General features: G+C 66.0%; 19 protein-coding genes. 15 read left to right on the forward strand and 4 right to left on the reverse strand.

Going from position 1 to position 25,612, the window contains the following annotated elements; translation table 11 throughout:
• Positions 1-96 precede the first annotated feature (96 nt).
• Both ABIC94_RS13270 and ABIC94_RS13275 read right to left on the reverse strand, forming a co-directional pair.
• Positions 97-3,261, reverse strand: a complete 3,165-nt coding sequence (locus ABIC94_RS13270; RefSeq protein ID WP_354373472.1) for an efflux RND transporter permease subunit — start codon at positions 3,259-3,261, stop codon at positions 97-99.
• Positions 3,258-4,400 carry an efflux RND transporter periplasmic adaptor subunit gene (locus ABIC94_RS13275; protein WP_354373722.1) on the reverse strand — a complete coding sequence of 381 codons (1,143 nt, stop codon included), beginning with the start codon at positions 4,398-4,400 and terminating at the stop codon, positions 3,258-3,260. The genes ABIC94_RS13270 and ABIC94_RS13275 overlap by 4 nt, the downstream gene beginning before the upstream one ends.
• 292 nt (positions 4,401-4,692) lie before the next feature.
• Here ABIC94_RS13275 and ABIC94_RS13280 point away from each other — a divergent pair, with 292 nt between their 5' ends.
• From ABIC94_RS13280 to mdoH, 7 genes are all read left to right on the forward strand, one after another.
• Entirely contained in the window at positions 4,693-5,121 is a 429-nt protein-coding gene (locus ABIC94_RS13280; protein WP_354373473.1) for a hypothetical protein, read from the forward strand.
• A gap of 92 nt (positions 5,122-5,213) precedes the next feature.
• On the forward strand, positions 5,214-6,581 hold the full coding sequence (miaB, locus tag ABIC94_RS13285) for a tRNA (N6-isopentenyl adenosine(37)-C2)-methylthiotransferase MiaB (RefSeq protein WP_354373474.1): 1,368 nt from the start codon (positions 5,214-5,216) through the stop codon (positions 6,579-6,581).
• Positions 6,581-8,008, forward strand: coding sequence for a sensor histidine kinase (locus tag ABIC94_RS13290; RefSeq protein ID WP_354373475.1), 1,428 nt, complete (start codon positions 6,581-6,583; stop codon positions 8,006-8,008). Before miaB ends, ABIC94_RS13290 begins: the two co-directional genes overlap by 1 nt.
• Positions 8,009-8,106: 98 nt before the next feature.
• Positions 8,107-8,766 (forward strand): hypothetical protein, encoded by a 660-nt coding sequence (locus ABIC94_RS13295; protein WP_354373476.1) that lies wholly within the window; start codon positions 8,107-8,109, stop codon positions 8,764-8,766.
• 31 nt (positions 8,767-8,797) lie between these two features.
• Positions 8,798-10,186, forward strand: coding sequence for a sigma 54-interacting transcriptional regulator (locus ABIC94_RS13300; protein WP_354373477.1), 1,389 nt, complete (start codon positions 8,798-8,800; stop codon positions 10,184-10,186).
• Between the two features lie 193 nt (positions 10,187-10,379).
• Entirely contained in the window at positions 10,380-10,583 is a 204-nt protein-coding gene (locus ABIC94_RS13305) for a hypothetical protein (protein ID WP_093056182.1), read from the forward strand.
• A 7-nt stretch (positions 10,584-10,590) separates the two neighbouring features.
• Positions 10,591-12,606, forward strand: a complete 2,016-nt coding sequence (mdoH, locus tag ABIC94_RS13310; protein ID WP_354373478.1) for a glucans biosynthesis glucosyltransferase MdoH — start codon at positions 10,591-10,593, stop codon at positions 12,604-12,606.
• 109 nt (positions 12,607-12,715) lie between these two features.
• Here the strand turns inward: mdoH and ffh are convergent, their stop codons facing one another.
• The gene (gene ffh / locus ABIC94_RS13315; protein ID WP_354373479.1) at positions 12,716-14,104 is read right to left on the reverse strand and encodes a signal recognition particle protein; all 1,389 of its coding nucleotides are present in this window, start codon (positions 14,102-14,104) and stop codon (positions 12,716-12,718) included.
• 182 nt (positions 14,105-14,286) lie between these two features.
• Here ffh and ABIC94_RS13320 point away from each other — a divergent pair, with 182 nt between their 5' ends.
• The 8 genes from ABIC94_RS13320 to ABIC94_RS13355 all read left to right on the forward strand — a co-directional run bounded on the left by ABIC94_RS13320 (position 14,287) and on the right by ABIC94_RS13355 (position 24,579).
• On the forward strand, positions 14,287-15,096 hold the full coding sequence (locus ABIC94_RS13320) for a cytochrome C assembly family protein (RefSeq protein ID WP_354373480.1): 810 nt from the start codon (positions 14,287-14,289) through the stop codon (positions 15,094-15,096).
• On the forward strand, positions 15,093-15,350 hold the full coding sequence (locus ABIC94_RS13325; protein ID WP_354373481.1) for a PP0621 family protein: 258 nt from the start codon (positions 15,093-15,095) through the stop codon (positions 15,348-15,350). Before ABIC94_RS13320 ends, ABIC94_RS13325 begins: the two co-directional genes overlap by 4 nt.
• Before the next feature lie 15 nt (positions 15,351-15,365).
• Entirely contained in the window at positions 15,366-17,063 is a 1,698-nt protein-coding gene (locus ABIC94_RS13330; RefSeq protein WP_354373482.1) for a two-component system sensor histidine kinase NtrB, read from the forward strand.
• 4 nt (positions 17,064-17,067) lie between these two features.
• Positions 17,068-18,645 carry a sigma-54-dependent transcriptional regulator gene (locus ABIC94_RS13335; RefSeq protein WP_354373483.1) on the forward strand — a complete coding sequence of 526 codons (1,578 nt, stop codon included), beginning with the start codon at positions 17,068-17,070 and terminating at the stop codon, positions 18,643-18,645.
• Complete coding sequence (gene ampD, locus ABIC94_RS13340; protein WP_354373484.1) at positions 18,632-19,243, forward strand: 1,6-anhydro-N-acetylmuramyl-L-alanine amidase AmpD; 612 nt, start codon at positions 18,632-18,634, stop codon at positions 19,241-19,243. The genes ABIC94_RS13335 and ampD overlap by 14 nt, the downstream gene beginning before the upstream one ends.
• Positions 19,244-19,594: 351 nt before the next feature.
• Entirely contained in the window at positions 19,595-22,504 is a 2,910-nt protein-coding gene (locus tag ABIC94_RS13345; RefSeq protein WP_354373485.1) for a ribonucleoside-diphosphate reductase subunit alpha, read from the forward strand.
• A 178-nt stretch (positions 22,505-22,682) separates the two neighbouring features.
• A complete protein-coding gene (locus ABIC94_RS13350; protein WP_337313415.1) occupies positions 22,683-23,855 on the forward strand; it encodes a ribonucleotide-diphosphate reductase subunit beta in 1,173 nt (390 codons plus the stop codon).
• A 196-nt stretch (positions 23,856-24,051) separates the two neighbouring features.
• On the forward strand, positions 24,052-24,579 hold the full coding sequence (locus tag ABIC94_RS13355; RefSeq protein ID WP_354373486.1) for a histone H1-like DNA-binding protein: 528 nt from the start codon (positions 24,052-24,054) through the stop codon (positions 24,577-24,579).
• Between the two features lie 91 nt (positions 24,580-24,670).
• Here the strand turns inward: ABIC94_RS13355 and ABIC94_RS13360 are convergent, their stop codons facing one another.
• A complete protein-coding gene (locus ABIC94_RS13360; protein ID WP_354373487.1) occupies positions 24,671-25,573 on the reverse strand; it encodes a carbohydrate kinase family protein in 903 nt (300 codons plus the stop codon).
• Between the last annotated feature and the right edge of the window lie 39 nt (positions 25,574-25,612).

Consider the following 25,612-nt stretch of genomic DNA (forward strand, 5'->3'; position numbering starts at 1 on the left):
GGTTGGGCGTCCTGAGTGGATTGGGTGTTTGGCGACTTCCAGTCTCTCAAACCCAATCCGGATGAACACCGGATACAACCTATTGAAGCTTCACAGCTAGGCATGCGACGCCGTGTGCCCGGCGGCATCGGCTTCGGTCTTGGCCTCGCCCGGCAGATCGATCATCGGCCCGGTGCCGCTGTAGCGGTCGAGCGCCAGGTAGATCGCGGGCGTGATGTAGAGCGTGATCACCTGCGAGAAGATCAGCCCGCCCACCACCGCCACACCCAGCGGCTGACGCAGCTCGGCACCGGCGCCTAATCCAAGTGCAAGCGGCAGCGCACCCATCAGCGCAGCCAGCGTGGTCATGAGAATCGGGCGGAAGCGCAGCCGGCAGGCCTCGCGGATGGCGTCGACCGGCTTCATGCCTTCGGTGCGCTGCGCATCGAGCGCGAAGTCGATCATCATGATCGCGTTCTTCTTCACGATGCCGATCAAAAGCAGGATGCCGATGGTCGCGATCAGCGTCAGGTCGAAGCCGAATATCTTCAGCGAGATCAACGCGCCCACAGCCGCCGAGGGTAGCCCGGCCAGGATGGTCAGCGGGTGGATGTAGCTCTCGTACAGCACCCCCAGCAGCACGTAGATCACCAGCACCGCCAGCACCAGCAGCACGGCCTGGCTGGCCTGCGAGCTCTGGAACACCGCCGCATCGCCGCCGTAGGTGGTGATGATCGACTGCGGCATCTTCAGCTCTGCCTTGAACTGGTCGATCTTCGCGGTCGCGTTGCCCAGCGGCACGTCGGGCGCGAGGTTGAACGACACCGTGACCGCCTGCAGCTGGCCCTGGTGGTTGACCGAGGTCGGCCCCACGGTGCGCTTGACGGTCGAGAAGGCCGACAGCGGCACCAACTGGCCGCCGGTGCTGCGCACCGACAGGCGCGACACGTCGTCTTCGAACTGGCGGTCGCTGTCGGAGGCCGACAGAATCACCTGGTAGGTATTGCTCGCGCCGTAGATGCTGCCGATCTGCCGGTCGCCGTACGCGTTGTACAGCGCCAGGCGCAGGTCTCCCACCGCGACACCGAGCACGCCGGCCTTGTCGCGGTCGATTTCCAGCGTGGCCTGCAGGCCGCGGTTCTGCGAGTCGCTGGTGACGTCGCGGAAAACCGGGTCGGCGCGCATGCGCTCCATGAGCCGCGTGGACCACGGCACCATTTCGCCGGCGTTCACGCTCTGCAGTGTGTACTGGAAGCGCGCCTTGCTCTGGCGGCCGCCCAGGCGCAGGTTCTGCACCGGCTGCATGTAGACCGCAATGCCCGGAATCTCCCGGAAACGCTGGCGCAGCGATTCGAGCACCTTGGCCATCTTGGGGCGCTGGCCGCGCGGCTTGAGCACGGCGAAAAGGCGGCCGGAGTTCTGCGTGGCGGTGGGGCCGCCCACGCCGACGAACGAGCTCACGTAGGCCACGCTCGGGTCGGCCTGGAGCGAAGCGGCCACACGCTCCTGCAGCGCATTCATGGCGGTGAAGGAAATGTCCTCGGCCGCTTCGGTGGTGATCTGGATCTGCCCGATGTCTTCCTCGGGGAAGAAGCCCTTCGGTATGGAAACGAACAGCCAGGCCGTGACGACGAAGGTGGCGCCGGCCACCAGCAGCATCAGCGTGCGATGGCCGAGCGTCCAGTCGAGCGTTCGCATGTAGCTGCCATGCACCCAGCGGTAGCCGCGCTCGAAAGCGCGGCCGATGGCGGTTCCGGGTTCCGGATGCTCCTCTTCATGGTCGATCGCGCCTTCGGGCCGCGGCGTGTGCTTGAGCAGCCGGCTCGCGAGCATCGGCACCAGCGTGAGCGACACGATGGCCGACACCAGCACTGCCAGCGCCACCACTACCGCGAACTCGTGGAACAGCAAGCCGATCACGCCAGGCATGAAAAAAATCGGAATGAACACCGCCACCAGCGAAATCGAGATCGAGATGATGGTGAAGCCCACCTCTCGCGCCCCGCGCAGCGCCGCCGCGAACGGCTCCATGCCCTTCTCGACGTAGCGCATGATGTTTTCGAGCACCACGATGGCGTCGTCCACCACCAGGCCCACCGCGAGCGTGATGCCGAGCAGGGAAACGTTGTCCAGGCTGTAGCCGAAGGCATAGAGCAGCGCCACCGCGCCGATGAGCGAGATGGGGATGGTGACGGCCGGAATCAGCGTGGCCACCAGCCGGTGCAGAAACAGGAAGATCACCATGACCACCAGCGCGATGGTGCCCAGCAGCGTGAGCTGCACGTCGTGCACCGCCTCGCGGATGGACAGCGAGCGGTCGTTCACCATGTGGATCTCGACCGACTGCGGCAGCTCGGCCTTGAAGCGCGGAATGAGCGCGCGCACCGCATCCACCACTTCCACGGTGTTGGCATTGGGCTGGCGCTGCACGGCCAACGAGATGGAGCTCTGGCCGTTGAAGCTGCTCGCGGTCTTGACCGATTCGAAACTGTCTTCGATGGTGGCCACTTCGTCGAGCCGCACCGGCGCACCGTTGCGCTGCCCGACGATCAGCTTGGCAAAGTCTTCCGCCTTCGTGAGCTGCCGGTTGGCCTGGATGGTGAGCGTCTGGCGCGGCCCGTCGAGCGTGCCGACCGGCGTGTTGGCATTGGCCGAATTCACCGCCCTGGCGAGCTCGTCGAGCGTGATGTTGCGCGCATTGAGCAGATCGGCATTGGCCTTGATGCGCACCGCGAAGGCCTTGCGCCCGTATACGGCCACCTGCGCCACGCCGTCGATGGTGGAGAGCGTGGGCGAGATCAGGTTCTCGGCGTAGTCGTTGAGCTCGGACGGATTCATCGACTGCGAAATCAGCGCAATAAACAGCACCGGCGCATCGGCCGGGTTCACCTTGCGGTACGAAGGCAGCTGCGTCAGCTCCTGCGGCAGCTGGCGCTGGGCGCGCAGCAGCGCGGCCTGCACGTCAACGGCGGCGGCATCGATGTCGCGGCTGCTCACGAATTCCAGCGTGATCGAACTCACGCCCTGCGTGTTGACCGAGCTGATGGTCTGCAGGCCCGGAATGGTCGAGAACTGCTTTTCCAGCGGCAACGCGACCGACGACGCCATGGTGTCCGGGCTCGCGCCGGGCAGCTGGGCGTTCACGTTGATGACCGGCGTGTTGTAGCTCGGCAGCGCGGCAACGGGGATGCTGAAATACGCAAAGATGCCGGCCACCACCACCGCGGCAGACAAGAGCACCGTCATCGCGGGACGACGGATGCACAGCTCCGAGATGTTCATGCGCGTTCCCGCGGAGTCTTGATGTCCGAAGAGGCCGCGCTACCGGGCGTGACCCCGGTCGTGCCCGCCGGCGCGGCCCTTGCGTCTACGCGGACCTTGCCGCCCGGACGCACGTTCTGGCTGCCCTCGATGACCACCTGCTCCCCCGGCTCGACGCCGCTCACTGCCACCTTGGTACCGAAGGTGTAGAGCACCTGGACCTTGCGGCGCGCGGCGGTTGCGGCCTTGTCGACCACGTAGAGCGAGGTACCGTCGGACAGCATCATGAGCGCCGCGGCCGGCACCACCGTGGCACCGGGCAGGGTGCGCACCGTGATGCGCGTGCCGACGAACTGGCCGGGCCACAGGCTCTGGTCGGCGTTGTCGAACACCGCCTTCGCGCGCACGGTACCGATCTGCGGATCGACCGTGTTGTCGACGAAATTGAGCACGCCGCTCAGCGGCTCCTGGCGCCCGGTCACGAGCGCCTCGACCCTGGCCCGGCTGCGCGCCGCAGCCAGCAGGTCCTGCAGATTGGCCTCCGGCACGGGGAAGCTCACCGCAATGGGATCGAGCTGCGTGACGGTGACCAGCGACAGCGTGGGCTGCACCAGCGTGCCGGGATAGATGTTGACGGCACCGATGCGCCCCGCAATGGGCGCGCGCAGCGTGGCGTAACCCAGCGCCACCTGCGCCGACTGCACGGCGGCGCGGTCGGCCGCCACCGCGGCGCGCTGCGCCTCGAGCTGCGACAGCGTGGCGTCGGCGGCGCTCTTGGCAATGAAGTTCTGCGCCACCAGCTCCTGGCTGCGCTTGTATTGGCGTTCCAGGTCGGCCAGCGTGGCCTCGTCGCGCTTCTGCTGGGCGCGGGCGCGGGCCAGGTTGGCCTGGTCGTTGCGGTCGTCGAGCGTGAAAAGCAATTGGCCTTCCTTGACGAATTGCCCTTCCTTCACGTGCACCGCCGCGACGGTGTTGGTCACCTGCGGCCGCAGATCGACGCTGTTGAGAGACACCACGCTGCCGTTGACCTGGACCGTCACCGGCACGTCCTGCCGCACGGCGGTTGCGAGCGTCACGAGCGCCGGCGGCATGCCGTCGGCGGGCGCAGCGCCAGTTGCGCCACCGGCTCCCGCGGCCGGCTTGGCGTTCTTTGCCGCAATGCGATCGCCAGACCCGCTCCACCACCATCCCGCGACGGCTACGATCAACACACCTGCAAGGGCGAAGACGAGTTTTTTCTTCATGGATTTTTTGTGCACTTTGGGCTGACAGCGGCTATTGGATCAGCGGCCGGTTCACAGTGTCGACGGGTACCGTAAAGATAAGTAAAGCCGCAACGCAAGGGCCCATGCACAACCCGCTGTGGCAGGCGCAAGGTCGAATTCAACCTCGCCGCTAAAATCGCCGCTCCACAGCCTCTGGATATACCCCATGAACCGCTGCAAGAAATCCATGAATGCTCTCACTTCCATAGCGCTTTGCACAGTAGCTGCAAGCCTTTTTTCCATTGACGCCGCGGCCCAGGCCGACGTGCCCCGGCCCCAGACCCAGAACGAATCGCTGGTAGGCGGCCGCACGTTCCCGGTCGGCACGCTGCGCGGCAAGTTCATGGTGATCGACGGGGCCGACGTCGAACTCGACGGCAGGCCCGATCGCATGGCGCCGGCGGCACGCATCCGCAGTGCCCAGAACATGCTGGTCATGTCGAGCGCCATCACCGGTCAGAAATTCCTGGTCAATTACACGCGTGACGCAGCGGGCCTGCTGCGCGAGGTGTGGATCCTGACGCCCGACGAAGCCGTTGCCAGGCGCGAATCGCTCGACAAGCCGCTCCTGAACATCTGGCCGTTCACCACGAACGACACCGTCAACACGCAATAAAAATGCCAGCGGGCCCTCGCCCGCTGCGCAGCCGGACGCCGCGAGCGTCCTGCATTCCGCCTTCCCGCTCGGGAGGGCCCAGAGAGCACCCCATGAGCAAAAAAGTCTTTATCAAAACCTTCGGCTGCCAGATGAACGAGTACGACTCGGACAAGATGGCCGATGTGCTCAATGCCGCGCAGGGTTACGAGCCTACCCAGAACGTGGACGAGGCCGACCTGATCCTGTTCAACACCTGCTCGGTGCGCGAGAAGGCCCAGGAAAAGGTGTTCTCCGACCTCGGCCGCGTAAAGCACCTGAAGGCCAAGGGCGTGAAGATCGGCGTGGGCGGCTGCGTGGCGAGCCAGGAAGGCGCCGCCATCATCGCGCGCGCACCCTACGTCGACATCGTGTTCGGCCCGCAAACGCTGCACCGCCTGCCCGAAATGCTGAACGACCGCGAGCGGCTGGACCGCCCGCAGGTGGACATCAGCTTTCCCGAGATCGAGAAATTCGACCACCTGCCGCCAGCGCGCGTCGAGGGCGTGACCGCATTCGTATCGATCATGGAGGGCTGCTCCAAGTACTGCAGCTACTGCGTGGTGCCCTACACCCGCGGCGAGGAAGTGAACCGTCCGCTGGACGACGTGCTGGTGGAAATTGCAGGCCTGGCCGACCAGGGCGTGCGCGAGGTCACGCTGCTGGGGCAGAACGTGAACGCCTACCGCGGCCGCATGGGTGACACGGCGGAGATTGCCGACTTCGCACTGCTCATCGAGTACGTGGCCGAGATCCCCGGCATCGAGCGCATCCGCTACACGACCAGCCACCCCAACGAGTTCACGCCGCGGCTGATCGAGGCCTACGCCAAGGTGCCGCAGCTCGTGAGCCACCTGCACCTGCCCGTGCAGCACGGCAGCGACCGCATCCTGATGGCCATGAAGCGCGGCTACACCGCCATGGAATACAAGAGCACGGTGCGCAAGCTGCGCGCCATCCGGCCCGAGCTTGCGCTCTCCAGCGACTTCATCGTCGGCTTCCCAGGCGAGACCGATGAAGACTTTGCCAAGATGATGAAGCTGATCGACGACTGCCAGTTCGACAACAGCTTCAGCTTCATCTTCAGCCCGCGCCCCGGCACGCCGGCCGCCGCATTGCACGACGACACGCCGCACGAAGTGAAGCTGGCCCGCCTGCAAACGCTGCAACGCGTGATCGACGGCAACGTGCGCCGCTTCGGCGATGCGCTGGTGGGCACCACGCAGCGCGTGCTGGTCGAAGGCGCTTCCCGCAAGGACGCGAACGAGCTGATGGGCCGCACCGCGTGCAATCGCGTGGTCAACTTCGAAGGCGACGCGCGGCTGGTGGGGCAGATGGCCGACCTGCGCATCACGCGCTCGCTGGCCTACACGCTGCGCGGCGAAGTGGCCACGCGCGAATCGTCGACGGCGCCGGTTTCCACCGCCGCGCTCGCCGCCTGATGGCGAAGCGACCATCGACGCGGGGCTCGTTCCAGCAGCTCCTTCTTTTCGCGTTTCTGCTGATCACCGCGCTGCTGGTCGGCGTGGTGCTGCGCTCGGTGTTCCAGTACGACGCGCTCATGAGCCAGAGCCGCGATGCGGCCGCCCGTGCTTTGCGGCTCTCGGGCGCGGCCCAGTCGCTGGCCGAGCGCAGCGCGGCCATGGAGCGTGCCGGGCGCCAGTCGCTGGTGCTGAACGACGCCGTGCTGCGCCGCCGCTTCGACGACGCCGCGCGCGAAGCGCACCAGGTGCTCGACCGGCTCGAGATCAACGGCCTCGCACCCGCGGGCATCGAAATGTGGCGGGCCCAGCTCGGCGTGATCGAAGGCCTGATGAGCGGAAGCGCCGACAGCGCGCTCTCGCGCGAAAGCACCATGGCCATGCAGTTCCGCGAGCTCGATTCGCTGAACACCAACCTTGCGCAGCAGGCCCAGTTCCTCATCGAAACGCAGAACGACGCGCTGGCCAAGCGCATCGAGAACGCGCGCCGCCGCCTGATGCGCGAGGTGATCGCCGCGAGCGTGCTCGCGGTGTCGCTGGCGTTGGCTTTCGGCATCTGGCTCGCGCGCCCGTTCAAGCGGCTGGAGCACGCCATCGTCGGCCTGGGGCAGAACCGGCTCGACGAGCCGATCGACATCCGCGGCCCGGCCGACATTCGGCGCGTGTCGCAGCAGCTCGAGTGGCTGCGCCTGCGCCTGACCGAGCTGGACGCCGACAAGGCGCGCTTCCTGCGCCATGTGTCGCACGAACTGAAAACGCCGCTGGCCGCGCTGAGGGAAGGCGTTTCGCTCCTCGAAGACGGGGTGACGGGCCCGCTGAATCCGGCCCAGCTGGAGGTGGCGCAAATCCTGAACCAGAACACCGTCTCGCTGCAGGGTCAGATCGAGGCGCTGCTGCGCTTCAATGCCGCGGCCTTCGAGGCGCGCGAGCTGCGCCGGGAACGCACGGAACTGCTGCCGCTGATCGAAGAACAGATCGAGGCGCAGCGCCTGCAGTGGCAAGCGCACGGCTTGCGCGTGCGCGCCGAGGGCGAGCCCATCGCGGTCACGGTGGACCGCACCAAGCTTGGCACCGCGATAGCCAACCTGCTGTCCAATGCCATTCGTTATTCGGCGCGCGGCGGAGTCATCAATATCGTGGTCTCGAGCACGCCGGATTCGGTCTGCATCGATGTCAATGACGCGGGCCCGGGTATTGCCGAAGGCGACCGTGACCGCATTTTCGAGCCCTTCTACCGGGGCGAACGCCAGCCGGAGCACGCGGTCAAGGGCACCGGCATCGGCCTTTCCATCGTGCAGGAGTACATTGCTGCCCATGGAGGCCGCATCACCCTGCAGCCGAGCGGGCCTGGCGCGCGCTTTCGCATCGAACTGCCGCGCACGGCCTGATCCCGGATCCAGCCTCCAGAACAACCCACCGCGAATCCCTCGTGAAGCCTTCGGGCATCCACCTGAAACACTGCCTTTTGTCTTTCCTTCGCCGATCCATGTCTTTTTCGTTCGTCCGCAGTTCGACCTTCTCCGGGGCGATGGCCGTGCCTTTCGTCCTGCTGCTGGCCGCCTGCGCGACGCAGCCCGAGCCCCCGGCCGAGGCCAACGCCCTGCCGCCGCCGCCCGCGGTGCCGCGCGTGATGCCGGTCGAGGCCGAACCCAAGGCGCCCGCCACGCAGCCCGCGTCGCTCTTCACGCTGATGACGCAAGGGCCCGTGGCGGCCATGCTGGCGTATGCCGACAAGGTCCGCCCGCTGGGCGGGGCCGAGCTGGCGGCCGAAATCACCCGTGCCGGCGATCCCGGCGATTCACCCAGCGCACAGATGCAGCTGGCGCTGCTGCTTGCGCAAACGCGCGTGCCGGCCGACTTGGCACGCGCCCTTGGCCTGATGCAGCGCGTGGCGGCAAACCCCTCGCCCGAGGCGCAGCCCCTGCAGCCGCTCGCGCGCGCACTGGCCGCTCGCTACGTGGAGCAGCGCCGCGTCGAGGACGATCGCGACAAGCAGGTGCAGCAGGTGCGCGAAAGCCAGCGCCGCATCGACCAGCTCAATGACCGCATCGAAGCGCTGCGCGCCATCGAGCGCAGCTTCGCGCGCCCGAACACACCGGGGGCGCCGACCCTGCCTCCACCCAACGGCACCAAGCCCACCCCATGAACATCCAGCGGTTGCAGAAAGAGGTTCTTCGATGAGCACGACCGGCGCACGCCTGCTGGTGGTGGACGACGACCCGGACATGCTGCGGCTGCTCTCGATGCGGCTGAGCTCGGTCGGCTATCAGGTCACGGCCGTGACCTCGGCCGAAACCGCGCTCACGCAGCTCGAGATCGAGCATCCGCAACTCGTGCTCAGCGACGTGCGGCTGCCCGGCCGCGACGGGCTCCAGCTGTTCGACGAGATCAGGAAGCGCCATCCTTCGCTGCCGGTGATCCTGCTCACCGCCCACGGCACCATTCCCGATGCCGTCGAAGCGACGGCGCGCGGGGTGTTCACCTACCTCACCAAGCCCTACGACGGCCGCGAGCTGCTCGACAAGATCGCCCAGGCGCTGGCGCTCGGCGCACCGGCCAGCACACCCGCCAAGGCGGGCGACGAAAGCTGGCGCGCCGAAATCGTGAGCCGCAGCAATCGCATGTCCGAGCTGCTGGCCGAGGCGCGCATGGTCGCCAAATCGGATGCCTCGGTGCTTTTGCGCGGCGACAGCGGCGCCGGCAAGGAACTGCTGGCGCGCGCCATCCACCGTGCCAGCGCCCGCGCCGACAAGCCCTTCGTGGCCGTCAATTGCGGCGCCATTCCCGAGGCACTGCTCGAGTCGGAACTGTTCGGCCACATGAAGGGCGCCTTCACCGACGCCCATGCCAATCACAAGGGCCTGTTCCAGCAGGCCGACGGCGGCACGCTGCTGCTCGACGAAATCGGTGACATGCCGCCCGCATTGCAGGTCAAGCTGCTGCGCGTGCTGCAGGAGCGCGCGGTGCGCCCGCTGGGCGCGAGCCAGTCGATCGAGGTCGATGTGCGCATCATCTCGGCCACCCACCGCGACCTGGACGTGGCTATGGAGGCGGGCCAGTTCCGCGAAGACCTTTATTACCGGCTCAACGTGGTCACGCTCACGCTGCCGCCGCTGTCGGCCCGGCGCGAGGACATTCCGCTCCTGGCCAACCACTTTCTGCAGAAGCTTTCGACCAAGTACGGCAAACGGCTCTCCGGCTTCGCCCCCGAGGCGCTGAAGGCGTTGGCCACCGCGGCCTGGCCCGGCAACGTACGTCAGCTCTACAACGTGGTGGAACAGGTCTGCGCGCTTTCGAGCTCGCCGCTGATCCCGCTGGCGCTGGTGCAGCGGGCGTTGCGCGTGCCCACGGTCGAGGTCCAGACCTATGCCGAGGCCAAGCAGCGTTTCGAGCGCGACTACCTCGTCGGGCTGCTCAAGCTGACCGACGGCAACGTGGCCGATGCCGCCCGGCTGGCCGACCGCAACCGCACCGAGTTCTACCGCCTGCTGCAGAAGCACGAGCTCACGCCCGGCCACTTCAAGGCCGATGCTGTCGCTCCCGGCAGTGAGCCTGTCGCCGAGTAGCGACGCCCCTAAACTGTTGATTCATAAGGCTTTTTTCCACCAGCCTCCAAGGCTTGTCGGGATTCGGCGACAAAAACAGGGGTTTCGGGGCCTTCCAACCGGCTCCAACCCCGAAAACTGCATCCAGATCGCGCCAAGTCGTTGATCTGAAAGCGTTTTTCCAGCCTGGCACAGGGTTTGCCCCTGTACAGGCATGACAGCACTCACCAGCCCATCTTTCGCACTGCGCCAGCAGCGCGACGGCCTGCGTCAAAAGCAGTTTTCCCCCTCGCGGCCCCGTGCCGCGGGTCATTCGCTGGCCGCGCTCGCAAGCGCAGGCGGCGCCGAACCGGATTGCGTGATCAAGCGCTTTCCTGCCATTGGCGACACCCCTTCCCTCGACAAGCAACGTTGGTAAATCACACATGAAGCCAAACGACTTCTCTCAACTGAACGTGCTGACCGAAGCCGACTTTTCGCACCGCAGCCCGGTGCGCGAGGAACGCCATCCCAATTCCGTGACCGCTCCGCCGGTCAACCGCGGCTCCATGGCGCCCCGCCCCTGGCGCGGCTTCTGGAACAGCCTCGGTACGGCCTTGCTGGTCAAGCTCGGCGCCGGCGGCAAGCCGGAAAGCCAAACCGCCGAAGCCGGCGCCCAGGTCAAGCAGCCGTGGCAGCGCGCCGCGGCGCAGCGCCGCTTCGCCTTCATGGCGCTCACGCTGCTGAGCACCGTGATCGCGTCCACGCTGTTTGCCGGCGTGCAACCCGACTATGACAACGTCTGGCTCGAATACGGCCAGATCGGCCTGTACGGCCTGCTTTCGGGCTGGGTCGTCACCGGCTTCGTCACGGCACTGATGGGCTTCTACGTCTCGGTGCGCGGTGACAAGCACGCGCTCTCGGTCAAGCAGGTGGCCAACCACCCGATGAACCCCGAAGCACGCACCGCGATCATCATGCCGATCTGCAACGAAGACGTTGCCACGGTGTTCGCCGGCCTGCGCGCCACCTGCGAATCGGTTGCGGCCACCGGCCACGCCAGGCAGTTCGACGTGTTCGTGCTGTCCGACAGCTACTCGCCCGAAACCGCCGCTGCCGAGCGCGCCGCATGGGAAGACCTGCGCGCCGCACTGGCCGACAGCCCGAACCAGCCGCAGGTCGAGGTGTACTACCGCCTGCGCACCCGCCGCACGCACCGCAAGGCCGGCAACGTGGCCGACTTCTGCCGCCGCTGGGGCAAGGACTACCGCTACATGGTGGTGCTCGACGCCGACTCCGTGATGAGCGGCGACTGCCTGACCTCGATGGTCAAGCTGATGGAAGCCAACCCGACCGCCGGCATCATCCAGACCGCCACGCAGGCCATCGGCCACGTGACGCTGCATGCCCGCGCACAGCAATTCGCTTCCCGCGTGACGGGCCGCCTGTTCACGCTGGGCATGCAGTTCTGGCAACTGGGCGAATCGCACTACTGGGGCCACAACGCGATCATCCGCGTCGAGCCCTTCATGAAGCATTGCGCGCTGGCGCCCATCAAGGGCACCGGCGGCATGTCGGGCGGCATCATGTCGCACGACTTCGTCGAAGCTGCGCTGATGCGCCGTGCCGGCTACAACGTGTGGCTCTGCGCCGACCTGGTCGGCAGCTACGAACAGCAACCGCCGGACCTGCTGGCCGAACTCCAGCGCGACCGCCGCTGGTGCCAGGGCAACCTGCAGAACGCCCGCCTGATGGCCGAACCCGGCATTCACCCGGTGCACCGCGCGATGTTCGTGACCGGCACCATGGCGTACGTCTCGGCGCCGCTGTGGCTCGCTTTCCTGACGCTCGGCACCGCGCTGTGGCTGAGCGGCTCGAGCCTGATCTCCAGCTGGAGCGTGCTGCCGGCGGAACTGGCCGGCCTGTGGGTCTGGACCCTGTGCCTGTTGTTCCTGCCCCGCGTGCTCGGCATTGCTGCCGTGCTGATGCGCGGCGAGCAACGCCAGTACGGCGGCCTCTGGGGCCTGGTGAAGAGCTCGGTGCTCGAAAGCGGCCTGGCCATCGTGCAGGCGCCGGTTCGCATGCTGGCCCACTCGCTGTTCGTGCTGGTTGCCCTCACCGGCATCAAGCTCGACTGGAAGTCGCCCCCGCGTGAAGCCGCTGCCGTGCCTTGGAAGGTTGCCGTGTCGCAGCTCGCTCCCATGAGCCTGGTGGTCGGCGCGCTGGCCCTCGGCGTCGCAATGATCGATCCGAGCGCGCTGATCTGGCTCATGCCGGTTGGCCTGCCGCTGCTGCTGGCCATTCCGCTGACGGTGCTGACCAGCCAGATCGCGCTGGGCACGTCGCTGCGCGACCGCGGCTTCCTGCTGATTCCCGAGGAATCGCGTTCGCCGGCCGTGCTGCGCCGCGCCTGGATGCATGCGTTGCGCCTGGCGCGCCCTGCGGCGCTGGCCACGGCCTGATGACGGTCTGATGCGCTGAAGCTCAGCGCAAATAAAAAAGCCGGCCACTGGGCCGGCTTTTTTCATGGAGCGGCTGCCAAGGCAGCAGCCATCTCTCTATATATATGACTTAGAACGGCAGCTTGGGGCCGCCGGGGCCACCCATCCCGCCCATGCCCTTCATGCCGCCCATCTTCTTCATCATCTTCATGAGGCCGCCGCCCTTCATCTTCTTCATCATGCCCTGCATCTGCTCGAACTCGTTGAGCAGGCGGTTCACTTCCTGAACCTGCACGCCCGCGCCGGCTGCGATGCGGCGCTTGCGGGTGGCCTTGAGCAGTTCGGGCTTGCGGCGCTCCAGCGGCGTCATGCTCTGGATGATGCCTTCCTTGCGGCGAATGTCGCGCTCGGCGCGGGTCATGTCGGCTTCGGAGGCCTTGGCGGCCATCTGCTGCGGGAGCTTGTCCATCAGGCTGGAGAGACCGCCCATCTGCTTCATCTGCTGCAGTTGGCCGAGGAAGTCGTTCAGGTCGAAGCCCGCGCCGCTCTTGACCTTGGCCGCGAGCTTCTGCGCCGCCGCCACGTCGACGCCGGCCGTGACCTGCTCGACCAGCGCGACGATGTCGCCCATGCCGAGAATGCGGCCCGCATGGCGCTCGGCGTCGAACACCTCGAGGCCGTCGATCTTCTCGCTCGTGCCGGCGAACTTGATGGGCACGCCAGTGACCTGCCGCACCGACAGTGCCGCGCCGCCGCGCGAATCGCCGTCAGTCTTGGTCAGGATGATGCCGGTGAGAGGCAGCGCGTCCTTGAAGGCCTTCGCGGTATTGATCGCGTCCTGGCCCTGCATGGCGTCGACCACGAACAGGGTTTCGACCGGATCGAGCGCGCCGTGCAGCTGCTTGATTTCGGTCATCAGCACTTCGTCGATGGCCAGGCGGCCTGCCGTGTCGACCAGCAGCACGTCGAAGAAATGGCGCTTGGCGTGGTCGAGCGCGGCGCGCGCGATGTCGAGCGGCTTCTGGTCCGGCGTGCTCGGGAACCATTCGGCGCCGGCCTGCTTGGTCACCATCTTGAGCTGCTCGATGGCGGCGGGCCGATAGACGTCGCCCGACACGGTAAGCACCTTCTTCTTGCGCTTTTCAATCAGGTGCTTGGCCAGCTTGGCGGTGGTGGTGGTCTTGCCCGCGCCCTGCAGGCCGGCCATCAGGATCACCGCGGGCGGCTGGGCCGCAAGGTTGATGTCGGAGATGCCCTCGCCCATGGTGGCGGCGAGTTCGCGGTTCACGATGCCGACCAGCGCCTGGCCCGGCTTGAGCGAGCCCAGCACTTCCTGGCCGAGCGACTTTTCCTTGACGCGGGCCACGAAGTCGCGCACCACGGGCAGCGCCACGTCGGCCTCGAGCAGCGCCATGCGCACCTCGCGCAGCATGTCCTGCACGTTGCTTTCGGTAATGCGCGCCTGGCCGCTCATCGTCTTGACGAGGCGGGAGAACTTTTCTGTGAGGGCGGTGGCCATGAAGGAGATGCCTTGCTGCCCGCCGCGGCGGGTCATTGGAGAGTCGTGAACTGGAGATCGGCCGCTTATGCCCCTTCGCGAAACACCGGGAACCGGCTTTGCCGGGCTTCTGGTGTTGCCCCCGTGAGAGGGTTGGCGCCGCGACACGAAGTGCGCAAGCCTGGGGGAGATAAACTCTACCAATGATTTTAGCGATCCCCTCCCCACTTGCCGTGGCGCTGGGCATCGCCACCGCGGCTGCCTACGGATTTGCCGCCGCCGCGGGTGCCCGTCTGAGCCGAAAAGCCACCCAGTGGGCCCTTGGGCTCGCATGGCTGCTGCATGCCGCGGTGCTGGCCCACGGCCTGATCGGCAGCGAACCGAAATTCGGCTTCGCACCGGCGCTTTCCGTCACGGCATGGCTGGTGCTTACCGTCTACGCGGTCGAAAGCCGCATGTACCCGCAGCTGAAAGTACGGCGCGCGCTGGCCTGGCTCGGCGCGGTCGCGGTGCTGCTGGCCATTCTGTTTCCGGGCACGCCGCTGCACGTCTCGGCATCGCCCTGGCTGCCGCTGCATCTTGCACTCGGCATCGCCTCATACGGATTGTTCGGCGCCGCAGTGGTGCATGCCTGGCTGATCACGCGGGCTGAAAAACAGATTCGCCTCGCCACCGAACCGCAGGCCGGCGTGCCGCTGCTCACGCTCGAACGGCTCACCTTCCGCTTCGTCACGGCGGGCTTCGTGCTGCTTTCCGCGACGCTGCTCGCGGGACTGCTGTTCAGCGAAACGCTGTACGGCGCCGCCGTCCGCGGCTGGAAGTGGGACCACAAGACGGTGTTCTCGGTGCTCGCGTGGATGAGCTTCGCCGTGCTGCTGGTCGGGCGTGCCCGCTTCGGCTGGCGCGGCCGCACGGCGCGCCGCGTGCTGTACGCCGGCGCCGCACTGTTGCTGCTGGCGTATGTGGGTTCGCGTTTCGTGCTCGAAGTGGTGCTGGCGCGCGGCACGACATGAAATATCTGCTCGTTCTCGCGGTGCTCTGGGTGGCGATCTGGCTCTGGCGCAAGAACCGCCGGGAAGAAATGCGCGACGCCCAGCGCGAAAAGGCAGCCCGCGCCCAGCGCCAGCCCGCCGCGCCGGCGCCCCCCAAGGCGATGCTGCGCTGCGCCCATTGCGGCTTGCATCTGCCTGCAAGCGATGCACTCGGCGGACCGGGCGAGGCGGTCTACTGCAGCGCCGCGCACCGTGAGGCCGCCGAGCGCGGCTGAACGGGCGCTGCCTCCATGAGCTCTTCCCTCTGGTCGCGCGGCGAGACCGTCACCGACTGGGACGTGCTCGAGCCGGGCCGCACCGAAAGCGCGGCGTTGCTCCGGCTGTGGCGCGGCTTCATGGCGGCACGCTGCTTCGTGGCGCTGGTGCTCGTGCTGCTGCAGGGCGTGGCGCTGGCACTCGGCCAGACGATGCAGCCGCTGGCCATTGCGCTTTCGGCCGGCTACCTGGTCGCCACCTGGCTGGGCGCCCGCTACGCGCATTTCACGCCGCCGATCCGAGGCTTCGCGACGCTCTGGTTCCTGACCATTGGCATCGACCTGGGCACCTTCACGGCGCTGCAGGTGCTGCAGGGCGGCAACATCAACTACACGCCGCTGTTCGCGCTGCCGGTGCTCATGAGCGCGGTGCTCGGCACGGTGACCGTGGGCCTGGGCACCACCGCCACCGTCACGCTGCTGCTGCTCGCGGACGCGGGTTGGCACTGGCTTCAGCAGCCCGGCGATTCGTCCACCCGCTTCGTGCAGGCGGCGCTCACGGGCACCGGGCTCTTCGTGGTGGCGCTGCTGGCGCACGAGCTCGCACGCCGGCTCGCGCGGGAGGAAGCCACCGCCGAGCGCAATCGCAGCAGTGCGCAGATGCAGGCGCAGGTGAACGACCTGGTGATCGAAACGCTGAGCGAAGGCGTGCTGGTGATCGACGCCGAAGGCCTCGTGCACGCGGCCAACCCGGCGGCCGATGCCATCCTCGGGCAGGGTCTGGCAAAGCTCCCACTCCCCTTCGCCCTGCACGCGCAGCCCGCCTGGCATGCGCTGGCCGCTCTGGCGCGACAGACCTTTTCGCGCCGGGCTCCGCAATCCGAAGAAATTCCGGTGGCGCAAGCGCGCGGCGCGGCGCGCGAAGTGCGCGTGCGCACGCGGCTCACGCCCACCAGCGACCAGCGCGTCGACAGCCTTTGCGTGATGTTCCTGCAGGACCTGCGCGAACTCGAGGCCCGCATCCGCACCGAAAAGCTGGCGGCCATGGGCCGCATGTCGGCCGCGGTGGCACACGAAATCCGCAATCCGCTGGCCGCCATCACGCAGGCCAGCGCCCTGCTCAACGAAGACCTCACCGATCCCGCGCACCGCAAGCTGACCAGCATGGTGCAGCACAACGCGCAGCGGCTCGCGCGCATCGTGGACGACGTGCTCGACGTCTCGCGGGCGCGCCAACAACGCGTGCTTTCTCTCGGCGAGCAGGTCGCGCTCGACCCCGCGGTGCGGGCGCTGGCCGAAGAATGGGTGCGGCAGACGCAGCGCCAGGGTGTGCTGATCACGCTCGATGCGCCCGACAGCGAAGTGCGCTTCGATGCCGAGCACCTGCGCCGGCTGCTCGTGAACCTGCTCGACAACGCGGCGCGCTACGCGGGCAAACGGGAGGGCTCGATCCAGGTCGTCACCACCATGCAGCGCGGCAGTTCCGGCCGGCCCAGCCTGCAGGTGTGGAGCGACGGCGCACCGCTGGAGCCGGCGGTGCAGCGCCATCTGTTCGAGCCTTTTTTCTCTTCCGAAAGCCGCTCCAGCGGGCTTGGCCTGTTCCTGTGCCGCGAGCTGTGCCGGCGCCATGGCGCCACCATCGGCTACGAGCGCCGCGCGCTTGTCGCGGGCGGACCCGAAGGCAACGAATTCTTCGTCAGCTTCACGCCGAGCGAAAACCGGCTGACACAATAGCGCCGTGAGCACTCCCAACCCTCCTTCCACGCAGCGCCCGGCCAACATCCTGGTCATCGACGACGAACCCGATTTGCGCACGCTGTACGAACTGACGCTGCTGCGCGAGGGCTACCGCGTGGAGGCCGCGGGCAGCGTTTCGGAAGCATGGGAGCACCTCGAGGCCGGGCAATTCGATGCGGTGATCACCGACATGCGGCTGCCCGACGGCCAAGGCATGGAAATCATCCACCGCATCCAGAAGGACCAGCGCAGCGAGCGCTGCGTGGTGATGACGGCCTACGGCTCCGCCGAGAACGCGGTCGAGGCGCTGAAAGCCGGCGCATTCGACTACCTGACCAAGCCGGTCGACCTGAAGCAGTTCCGCGCCGTGGTCGCTTCCGCCGTTCAGGCCCAGCAGACGGCACCGGCCAAGGCCATGCGGGCAGCACCGGCGGCACAAGGCGAACGCATCGACACCTCCGCCGTTCCGGGCAGCGGCGTCGCGGCACTCGACCGGCTGGTGGGCGACTCGGAGCCGATGCGCCTCGTCAAGTCGCGCATCGCCAAAGTGGCACGCGGCATGGCGCCCGTGCTGGTGCGCGGCGAATCGGGCACCGGCAAGGAGCTGGTGGCGCGCGCCGTGCATGCCTGCAGCCAGCGCAGCGAAGGCCCCTTCGTCGCGGTCAACTGCGGCGCAATTCCCGAGAACCTGCTCGAGGCCGAATTCTTCGGCGCGCGCAAGGGCTCGTACACCGGCTCGTCGCAAGACCGGGACGGCTATTTCCAGGCCGCACGCGGCGGCACGCTGTTCCTCGACGAAATCGGCGACCTGCCGCTGGCGATGCAATCCAAGCTGCTGCGCGCGATCCAGGAGCGCAGCGTGCGCTCCATCGGCTCGACACAGGAAGACGCGGTCGACGTGCGCATCGTGAGCGCCACGCACAAGGATCTGCACGCCGAAGTCCATGCCGGCCGGTTCCGGCAAGACCTCTTCTACCGGCTCAACGTGATCGAGATTGCGGTGCCCGCGCTGCGCGACCGGCGCGAAGACCTGCCGGCCCTTTGCGCCGCGCTGCTCACGCGCATTGCGCACGACGGCGGACTGCCGGTGCCGCATCTTTCCGCCGAACTGCTGCGCCGGCTGGCGCAGCACCCGCTCCATGGCAACGTGCGCGAGCTCGAAAACCTGCTGCACCGCGCAGTGGCGCTCAACGACGGCGACGAACTGCACCTGGACCTGATGGGAAGCGGACAGCTCGCTGCGGCGCCTGCCGGCTCGGCCATTGCGGCGTCCGAGTCCGCGCTTCCTTCTTCTTCTGTTCCGCCGGTAGACGAACTGCTCGCCACGGCGGCGCCAAGCGCCACGGTATTCGCAGAGCCCAAGACCCCGCCGCCTCCGTTGCCGTCCGATCTGCAGGCCTACCTCGACCAGCAGGAGCGCGAGATTCTCGTGCGCGCGCTGCATGAGAGCGGCTTCAACCGTACGGCGGCCGCCGCGCGGCTCGGCATGAGCCTGCGCCAGATCCGCTACCGCATCGCGCGGCTGGGCATCACCACGCCCAACGGCGACGAAGGTGCCGCGAGCAATGCCGACGACTGAAGCAACATCGAATGCCGGGGACGACGGGCTCTGGCGCGCCGGCTGGTACCGCTTCGCCAAGGCATTGCGCTCGCCCAATTTCGGCCCCCGGCCCGCAGGCGCGCAAACCGACCTCATCGTGCTGCATTCCATCAGCCTGCCGCCCGGCGAATATGGCGGCGATGCGGTGCAGCAACTCTTCGCCAACCAGCTCGACTGGGACGCGCACCCTTACTTCCAATCCATTCGCGGCCTCGAGGTTTCCTCGCATTTCTATGTGCGGCGCAACGGCGAGCTCTGGCAGTTCGTGAGTTGCGACGACCGCGCCTGGCATGCCGGCGTGTCGTCGTGGCGCGGCCGCGAGAACTGCAACGACGATTCGATCGGCATCGAGCTCGAAGGCCTGGAAGGCCATTCCTTCGAAGATGCTCAGTACGAAACGCTGACCAGCTTGTGTCCGGCGATTGCGCAGCACTACGCCATCGCTCACATCGCGGGCCACGAACACATCGCGCCGGGCCGCAAACAGGATCCGGGCGCGGGCTTCGACTGGCAATTGCTGCGCGGCCAACTCGGCTGGAGTCCGCGGATGTTCCCCGAGCAGGTGCTGCAGCGCTAATTTTTTTAATCGCCGAGCGGCGTGCGATGCGCTGTTCTTGCGCCGCAACAATCTCGAAAATTCAAGGCGCAGGTGCAGCAACCATGCGCCTTGCAGGCCCAAATCCGCTCGCAAGCCACGGCCCATGCGGGTTGCGCGACCATAGGTCAGTATTCATGGGGCATCGCTGGCCATGTGCCGCGCCCAAAGAAATTCACACAGCCATTGATTCTTCCGTAAAACACTACATCTAGTGGTTGTAGACGCTTCACACCCTAGATATAGTGTCCTCCGTCCGGTCATCAAGTACCGGCGCAACGCCCGGCCAAGACGTTGCCACCCAACAAGAATTGCCATACCGAGAGGAAGCGAATGCAAACAGCCCTGAACACCCCATCGACCCCGCGTGCCGTTCCCTCGACGCCGCAGCAGCGGGACACCGCCGGCTCGCCCACCGGCCAGAACCTCGCGCACTACCAGATCATCCGCCGCAACGGCGCCGTGGTTCCCTTCGAACCCAACAAGATCGCCATTGCGATGATGAAAGCCTTCCTGGCGGTGCACGGCACCCAGGGCGCGGCTTCGGCCAGCGTGCGCGAAACGGTCGACGCCCTCACGCAAGGCGTGATCCGCGCCATGGTGCGTTCGCGTCCGGGCGGCGGCACCTTCCACATCGAAGACGTGCAAGACCAGGTCGAGCTCGGCCTGATGCGCGGCGGCCACCACGAAATTGCGCGCGCCTATGTGCTGTACCGCGAACGCCGCACGCAAGAGCGTTCCAAGCAGGGCGAACAGGAAGCGCCGGCCACTCCGACGCTGCATGTGCTGGACAACGGCGAACGCGTCGCGCTCGACCTGAACCAGCTCAAGGGCCTGATCGAATCGGCCTGCGAAAACCTGGGCGACAGCATCACCGCCGCGCCGATCGTCGCCGAGACGATGCGCAACCTGTACGACGGCGTGCCGCTCGACGAGGTCTACAAGGCCTCGATCCTGGCCGCACGCACGCTGATCGAAAAAGACCCCGACTACACCTTTGCCACCGCCCGCCTGCTGCTGCACACGATCTTCAAGGAGATCATCGGCCGCGAAGTGATGCCCGCCGAGCGCGCCACGGCCTACGCCGACTACTTTCCGCAGTTCATCAAGAAGGGCGTCGAGAACGACCTGCTCGACGAGAAGCTGCTGCAGTACGACCTGCCCCGCCTGGGCGCCGCGCTCAAGGCCGAACGCGACAACCAGTTCGACTATCTCGGCCTGCAGACGCTGTACGACCGCTACTTCCTGCACGTGCGCAAGAGCCGCATCGAGCTGCCGCAGGCCTTCTTCATGCGCGTGGCCATGGGCCTCTCGCTCGGCGAAATCGACCGCGAAGCGCGCGCCATCGAGTTCTACGAAGTGCTGTCGTCCTTCGACTTCATGTCGAGCACGCCCACGCTGTTCAACGCCGGCACGCTGCGCTCGCAGCTCTCCAGCTGCTACCTGACCACCGTGCCCGACGACCTGGACGGCATCTACGAGTCGATCAAGGAAAACGCCCTGCTCTCGAAATTCGCGGGCGGCCTGGGCAACGACTGGACCCGCGTGCGCGCGCTGGGCAGCCACATCAAGGGCACCAACGGCGAATCGCAGGGCGTGGTGCCGTTCCTCAAGGTGGTGAACGACACCGCCGTGGCGGTGAACCAGGGCGGCAAGCGCAAGGGCGCGGTCTGCACGTACCTCGAAACCTGGCACCTCGACATCGAGGAGTTCCTGGAGCTGCGCAAGAACACCGGCGACGACCGCCGCCGCACGCACGACATGAACACCGCCAACTGGATCCCCGACCTCTTCATGCGCCGCGTGATGGAAAAGGGCACCTGGACGCTGTTCTCGCCGTCGAACGTGCCCGACCTGCACGACCTGTTCGGCGCCGACTTCGAGAAGGCGTACACCGCCTACGAAGAAAAAGCCGCGCGCGGCGAGATCAAGCCCGCCCGCACCATCCAGGCGGCGGACCTCTGGCGCAAGATGCTCACGATGCTGTTCGAAACCGGGCATCCGTGGATCACGTTCAAGGACGCCTGCAATGTGCGCTCGCCGCAGCAGCACGCCGGCGTGGTTCACTCGTCGAACCTGTGCACCGAGATCACGCTGAACACCAGCGACACCGAAACCGCCGTCTGCAACCTGGGTTCCGTGAACCTGCTGCAGCACCTGAAGGACGGCAAGGTCGACCACGACAAGCTCAAGCGCACGATCGCAACCGCGATGCGCATGCTCGACAACGTGATCGACATCAACTATTACGCGGTAAAGAAGGCACGCGACTCCAACCTGCGCCACCGTCCGGTCGGCCTGGGCCTGATGGGCTTCCAGGACGCGCTGTACGAACTGCGCATTCCCTACGCCTCACAGGAAGCCGTGCAGTTCGCCGACGAGTCGATGGAAGCCATCTGCTACCACGCCTACTGGGCTTCGACCGAACTGGCCCGTGAGCGCGGCAAGTATTCGAGCTACAAGGGCTCGCTGTGGGACAAAGGCATTCTGCCGATCGACACGCTCGACCTGCTCGAAAAAGCGCGCGGCGGCTACGTCGAGGTCGACCGCTCGACCACGCTCGACTGGGACGCGCTGCGCCAGAAGATCAAGGCCGACGGCATGCGCAACTCCAACTGCGTGGCCATCGCACCGACCGCGACCATCTCGAACATCATCGGCGTCGACGCCTCCATCGAGCCCTGCTTCGGCAACCTCTCGGTCAAGTCGAACCTGTCGGGCGAGTTCACCGTGATCAACCACTACCTGGTGCGCGACCTGAAGCGCCTGGGCCTGTGGGACGACGTCATGGTCATGGACCTGAAGCACTTCGACGGTTCGCTGCGTCCGATCGACCGCGTGCCGCAAGACGTGAAGGCGCTCTACGCCACCGCGTTCGAAGTGGAAACCACCTGGCTCGTCGAAGCCGCAGCGCGTCGCCAGAAATGGATCGACCAGGCGCAGTCGCTCAACATCTACATGGCCGGCGCATCGGGCAAGAAGCTCGACGACACCTACAAGCTCGCATGGCTGCGCGGCTTGAAGACCACTTACTACCTGCGCACGCAGAGCGCGACGCACGCCGAGAAATCCACCGTGCAGTCGGGCCGCCTCAACGCAGTGTCTTCGGGCAGCGATGCACCTTCGGGCATGAGCGCGCTCGAGGCCGCGGCTGCCGCAGCGAAGGCGCAGATGAATGCGATTCCCGCAACCGACATCGCGTTCTGCGGTGTGGACGATCCGACTTGCGAAGCCTGCCAATGACGCGTCAGTGAAGTCAGCGAGGTCCATGCACAACGCGCGAACTCTCAGTCGATCACGGCATTGACTGACATCGCGCGATGCATGAGAGCAACATAACAACCACATAAATGGAGCGCGATGTGAACGAGCACTTTGCAACTCACATCGTTGCTCCGATAATCGAGCATTGGATTTTTCTATGTTGACCTGGGACGAAGAAGTCAAGCCCTCCTTACCAAAGGATATGCAACAAGGATTGCAGCAACACCACGCATCGACCAGCGGCTTGCCCGCAGGCCGATCGGTGGACGCTCCGACTTCGTCGATTGCACAACCCACGGCCCCCGTCGCAGCGCAGCGCGTCAAGGCTTCCGACAAGCGCATCATCAACGGCCAGACCGACGTCAACCAGCTGGTGCCGTTCAAGTACAAGTGGGCTTGGGAAAAATACCTCGCCACCTGCGCCAACCACTGGATGCCGCAAGAGGTGAACATGACGCGCGACATCGCGTTGTGGAAAGACCCGAACGGCCTGACCGAAGACGAGCGCCGCATCGTCAAGCGCAACCTCGGCTTCTTCGTGACCGCCGATTCGCTGGCCGCCAACAACATCGTGCTGGGCACCTACCGCCACATCACCGCGCCCGAATGCCGCCAGTTCCTGCTGCGCCAGGCTTTCGAGGAAGCGATCCACACGCACGCGTACCAGTACATCGTCGAGTCGCTCGGCCTGGACGAGAGCGAGATCTTCAACGCCTACAACGAAGTGCCGTCGATCCGCGAGAAGGACCAGTTCCTGATCCCGTTCATCGACGCCATCAGCGACCCCCACTTCAAGACCGGCACGCACGAAACCGACCAGACGCTGCTCAAGTCGCTCATCGTGTTCGCCTGCCTGATGGAAGGCCTGTTCTTTTACGTCGGCTTCACGCAGATCCTCGCACTGGGCCGCCAGAACAAGATGACCGGCGCCGCCGAGCAGTACCAGTACATCCTGCGCGACGAGTCGATGCACTGCAATTTCGGCATCGACCTGATCAACCAGCTCAAGCTCGAGAACCCCGGCCTCTGGACCAACGAGTTCAAGGCAGAGATCAAGGCCCTCTTCATGAAGGCCGTCGAGCTCGAGTACAAATACGCCGAAGACACCATGCCGCGCGGTGTGCTCGGCATGAATGCCTCCATGTTCAAAGGCTACCTGCGCTACATTGCCAACCGGCGTGCACAGCAGATCGGCCTCGAAACGCTCTTCCCGAACGAGGAAAACCCGTTCCCCTGGATGAGCGAAATGATTGACCTGAAGAAAGAGCGCAACTTCTTCGAGACCCGCGTGATCGAGTACCAATCGGGTGGCGCGCTCTCCTGGGATTGAATCTTTCCGACAAGAATTAATGAATTCAAGAATTGCCCTTGCCACCGATCGCGCCGAAGAGCGCGGCATGGATGAGGGCTCAGGTGTTCATGGTGCTGGAGCTCAGATTCCAACGCCATGAATCGCTTCACGCTACCAACGTGCGTGGAGTGCTTCAATAGGTTGATTTTTTCAACTTGATCAAGGAGAAATAGAAATGGCAACTGCAAAGAAAGCGCCGGCTAAGAAAGCCGCTGCAAAGAAGGCTCCGGCAAAGAAGGTCGCGGCCGCTAAGAAGGCTCCCGCCAAGAAGGTAGCTGCGAAGAAGGCTCCGGCCAAGAAGGTCGCAGCGAAGAAGGTAGCCGCCAAGAAGGCGCCTGCGAAGAAGGTAGCCGCCAAGAAGGCAGCTCCGGCAAAGAAGGCCGCTGCCAAGAAGGCTCCGGCGAAGAAGGCCGTAGCGAAGAAGGCTCCTGCCAAGAAGGCGGCCGCTAAGAAGGCTCCGGCGAAGAAGGCCGCTGCCAAGAAGGCCCCTGCGAAGAAGGCTGCCGCCAAGAAGGCTCCTGCCAAAAAGGCTGCGGCCAAGAAAGCCGCGAAAAAGCCCGCTGCCAAGCCTGCCGCTGCTGCCAAGAAGCCTGCTGCGAAGAAGGCCGCAAAGGCAGCACCTGCCGCAGCGCCTGCTCCTGCTGCGCAAACGACGCTGAACCCGCAGGCAGCCTGGCCGTTTCCGACGGCCAGCAAGCCCTGAGCTTCTCAGCGCCCTTGACGGCAAAAAGCCCGGCACCTCACGGTGTCGGGCTTTTTTTATGCGCGCCTGATGAAGAAGACGAACAATCGCCTCAAAGGCCCAGGGCTTTCCGGTCGACCTGGTAGTTTTGCGGCCCGCGTTGCGCGATCTTGAGCGCACCGATGCGATTGCCCAGCGCTGCGCACTGCGCAAGCGGCCATTCCTTTTCCAGACCGAACAGCAGCGCGCCGCGCCATGCATCGCCGCAACCGGTGGGTTCGACCACCGCGGTCGGCGTCACGCCCGGCACATGCTCACGCCCGCCATCGGTCCAGACCTCGCAGCCTTCGGCCGCCAGCGTAACCACCAGGCCGCGCACGCGCTTCGAGATCTCGGCCAGGCTCCAGCCGGTACGCTGCGAGAGCATCTTTCCTTCGTAGTCATTGACCACAACCCAGCTCGCCAGATCGATGAAGTGCTTGAGCGCCTCGCCGTCGAACATCGGAAGGCCCTGGCCCGGATCGAACACGAACGGAATGCCGGCGGCGGCGAACTGCTCCGCGTGCTGCAGCATCGCTTCACGGCCGTCGGGGGCGATGATCCCGACGCGGATGTCTTCGCGGGCAGCGATCTTCGTGAGGTGCGCCTGCTGCATCGCACCGGGGTGGAATGCGGTGATCTGGTTGTTGTCGACGTCGTTCATGATCATCGCCTGCGCAGTGAAGGTGTCGCCCTGTTGGCGCACGAACTCCGTGCTGATGCCCAGGGTGCGCATGCGCTCAAGGTAGTCGGCGCCGTCGCTGCCGAGCGTGGCCATGGGCAGCGCCGTGCCGCCCAGTGCGTTGAGGCTGTAGGCGATGTTGCCGGCACAACCACCGAAGTCACGCCGCAGGCCCGGCACCAGGAACGACACATTGAGAATGTGCAGCTGGTCCGGAAGGATCTGGTCGGCGAACCGGCCCTCGAAAGTCATGATGGTGTCGAACGCGAGGGAACCGCAAATCACTGCTGCCATGGTGTGCCGTTGGTTGAAGATGAATGAAGGATTGAACAA

It is taken from the genome of Variovorax paradoxus, from assembly GCF_040544635.1.
Lineage (GTDB): Bacteria > Pseudomonadota > Gammaproteobacteria > Burkholderiales > Burkholderiaceae_C > Variovorax > Variovorax paradoxus_R.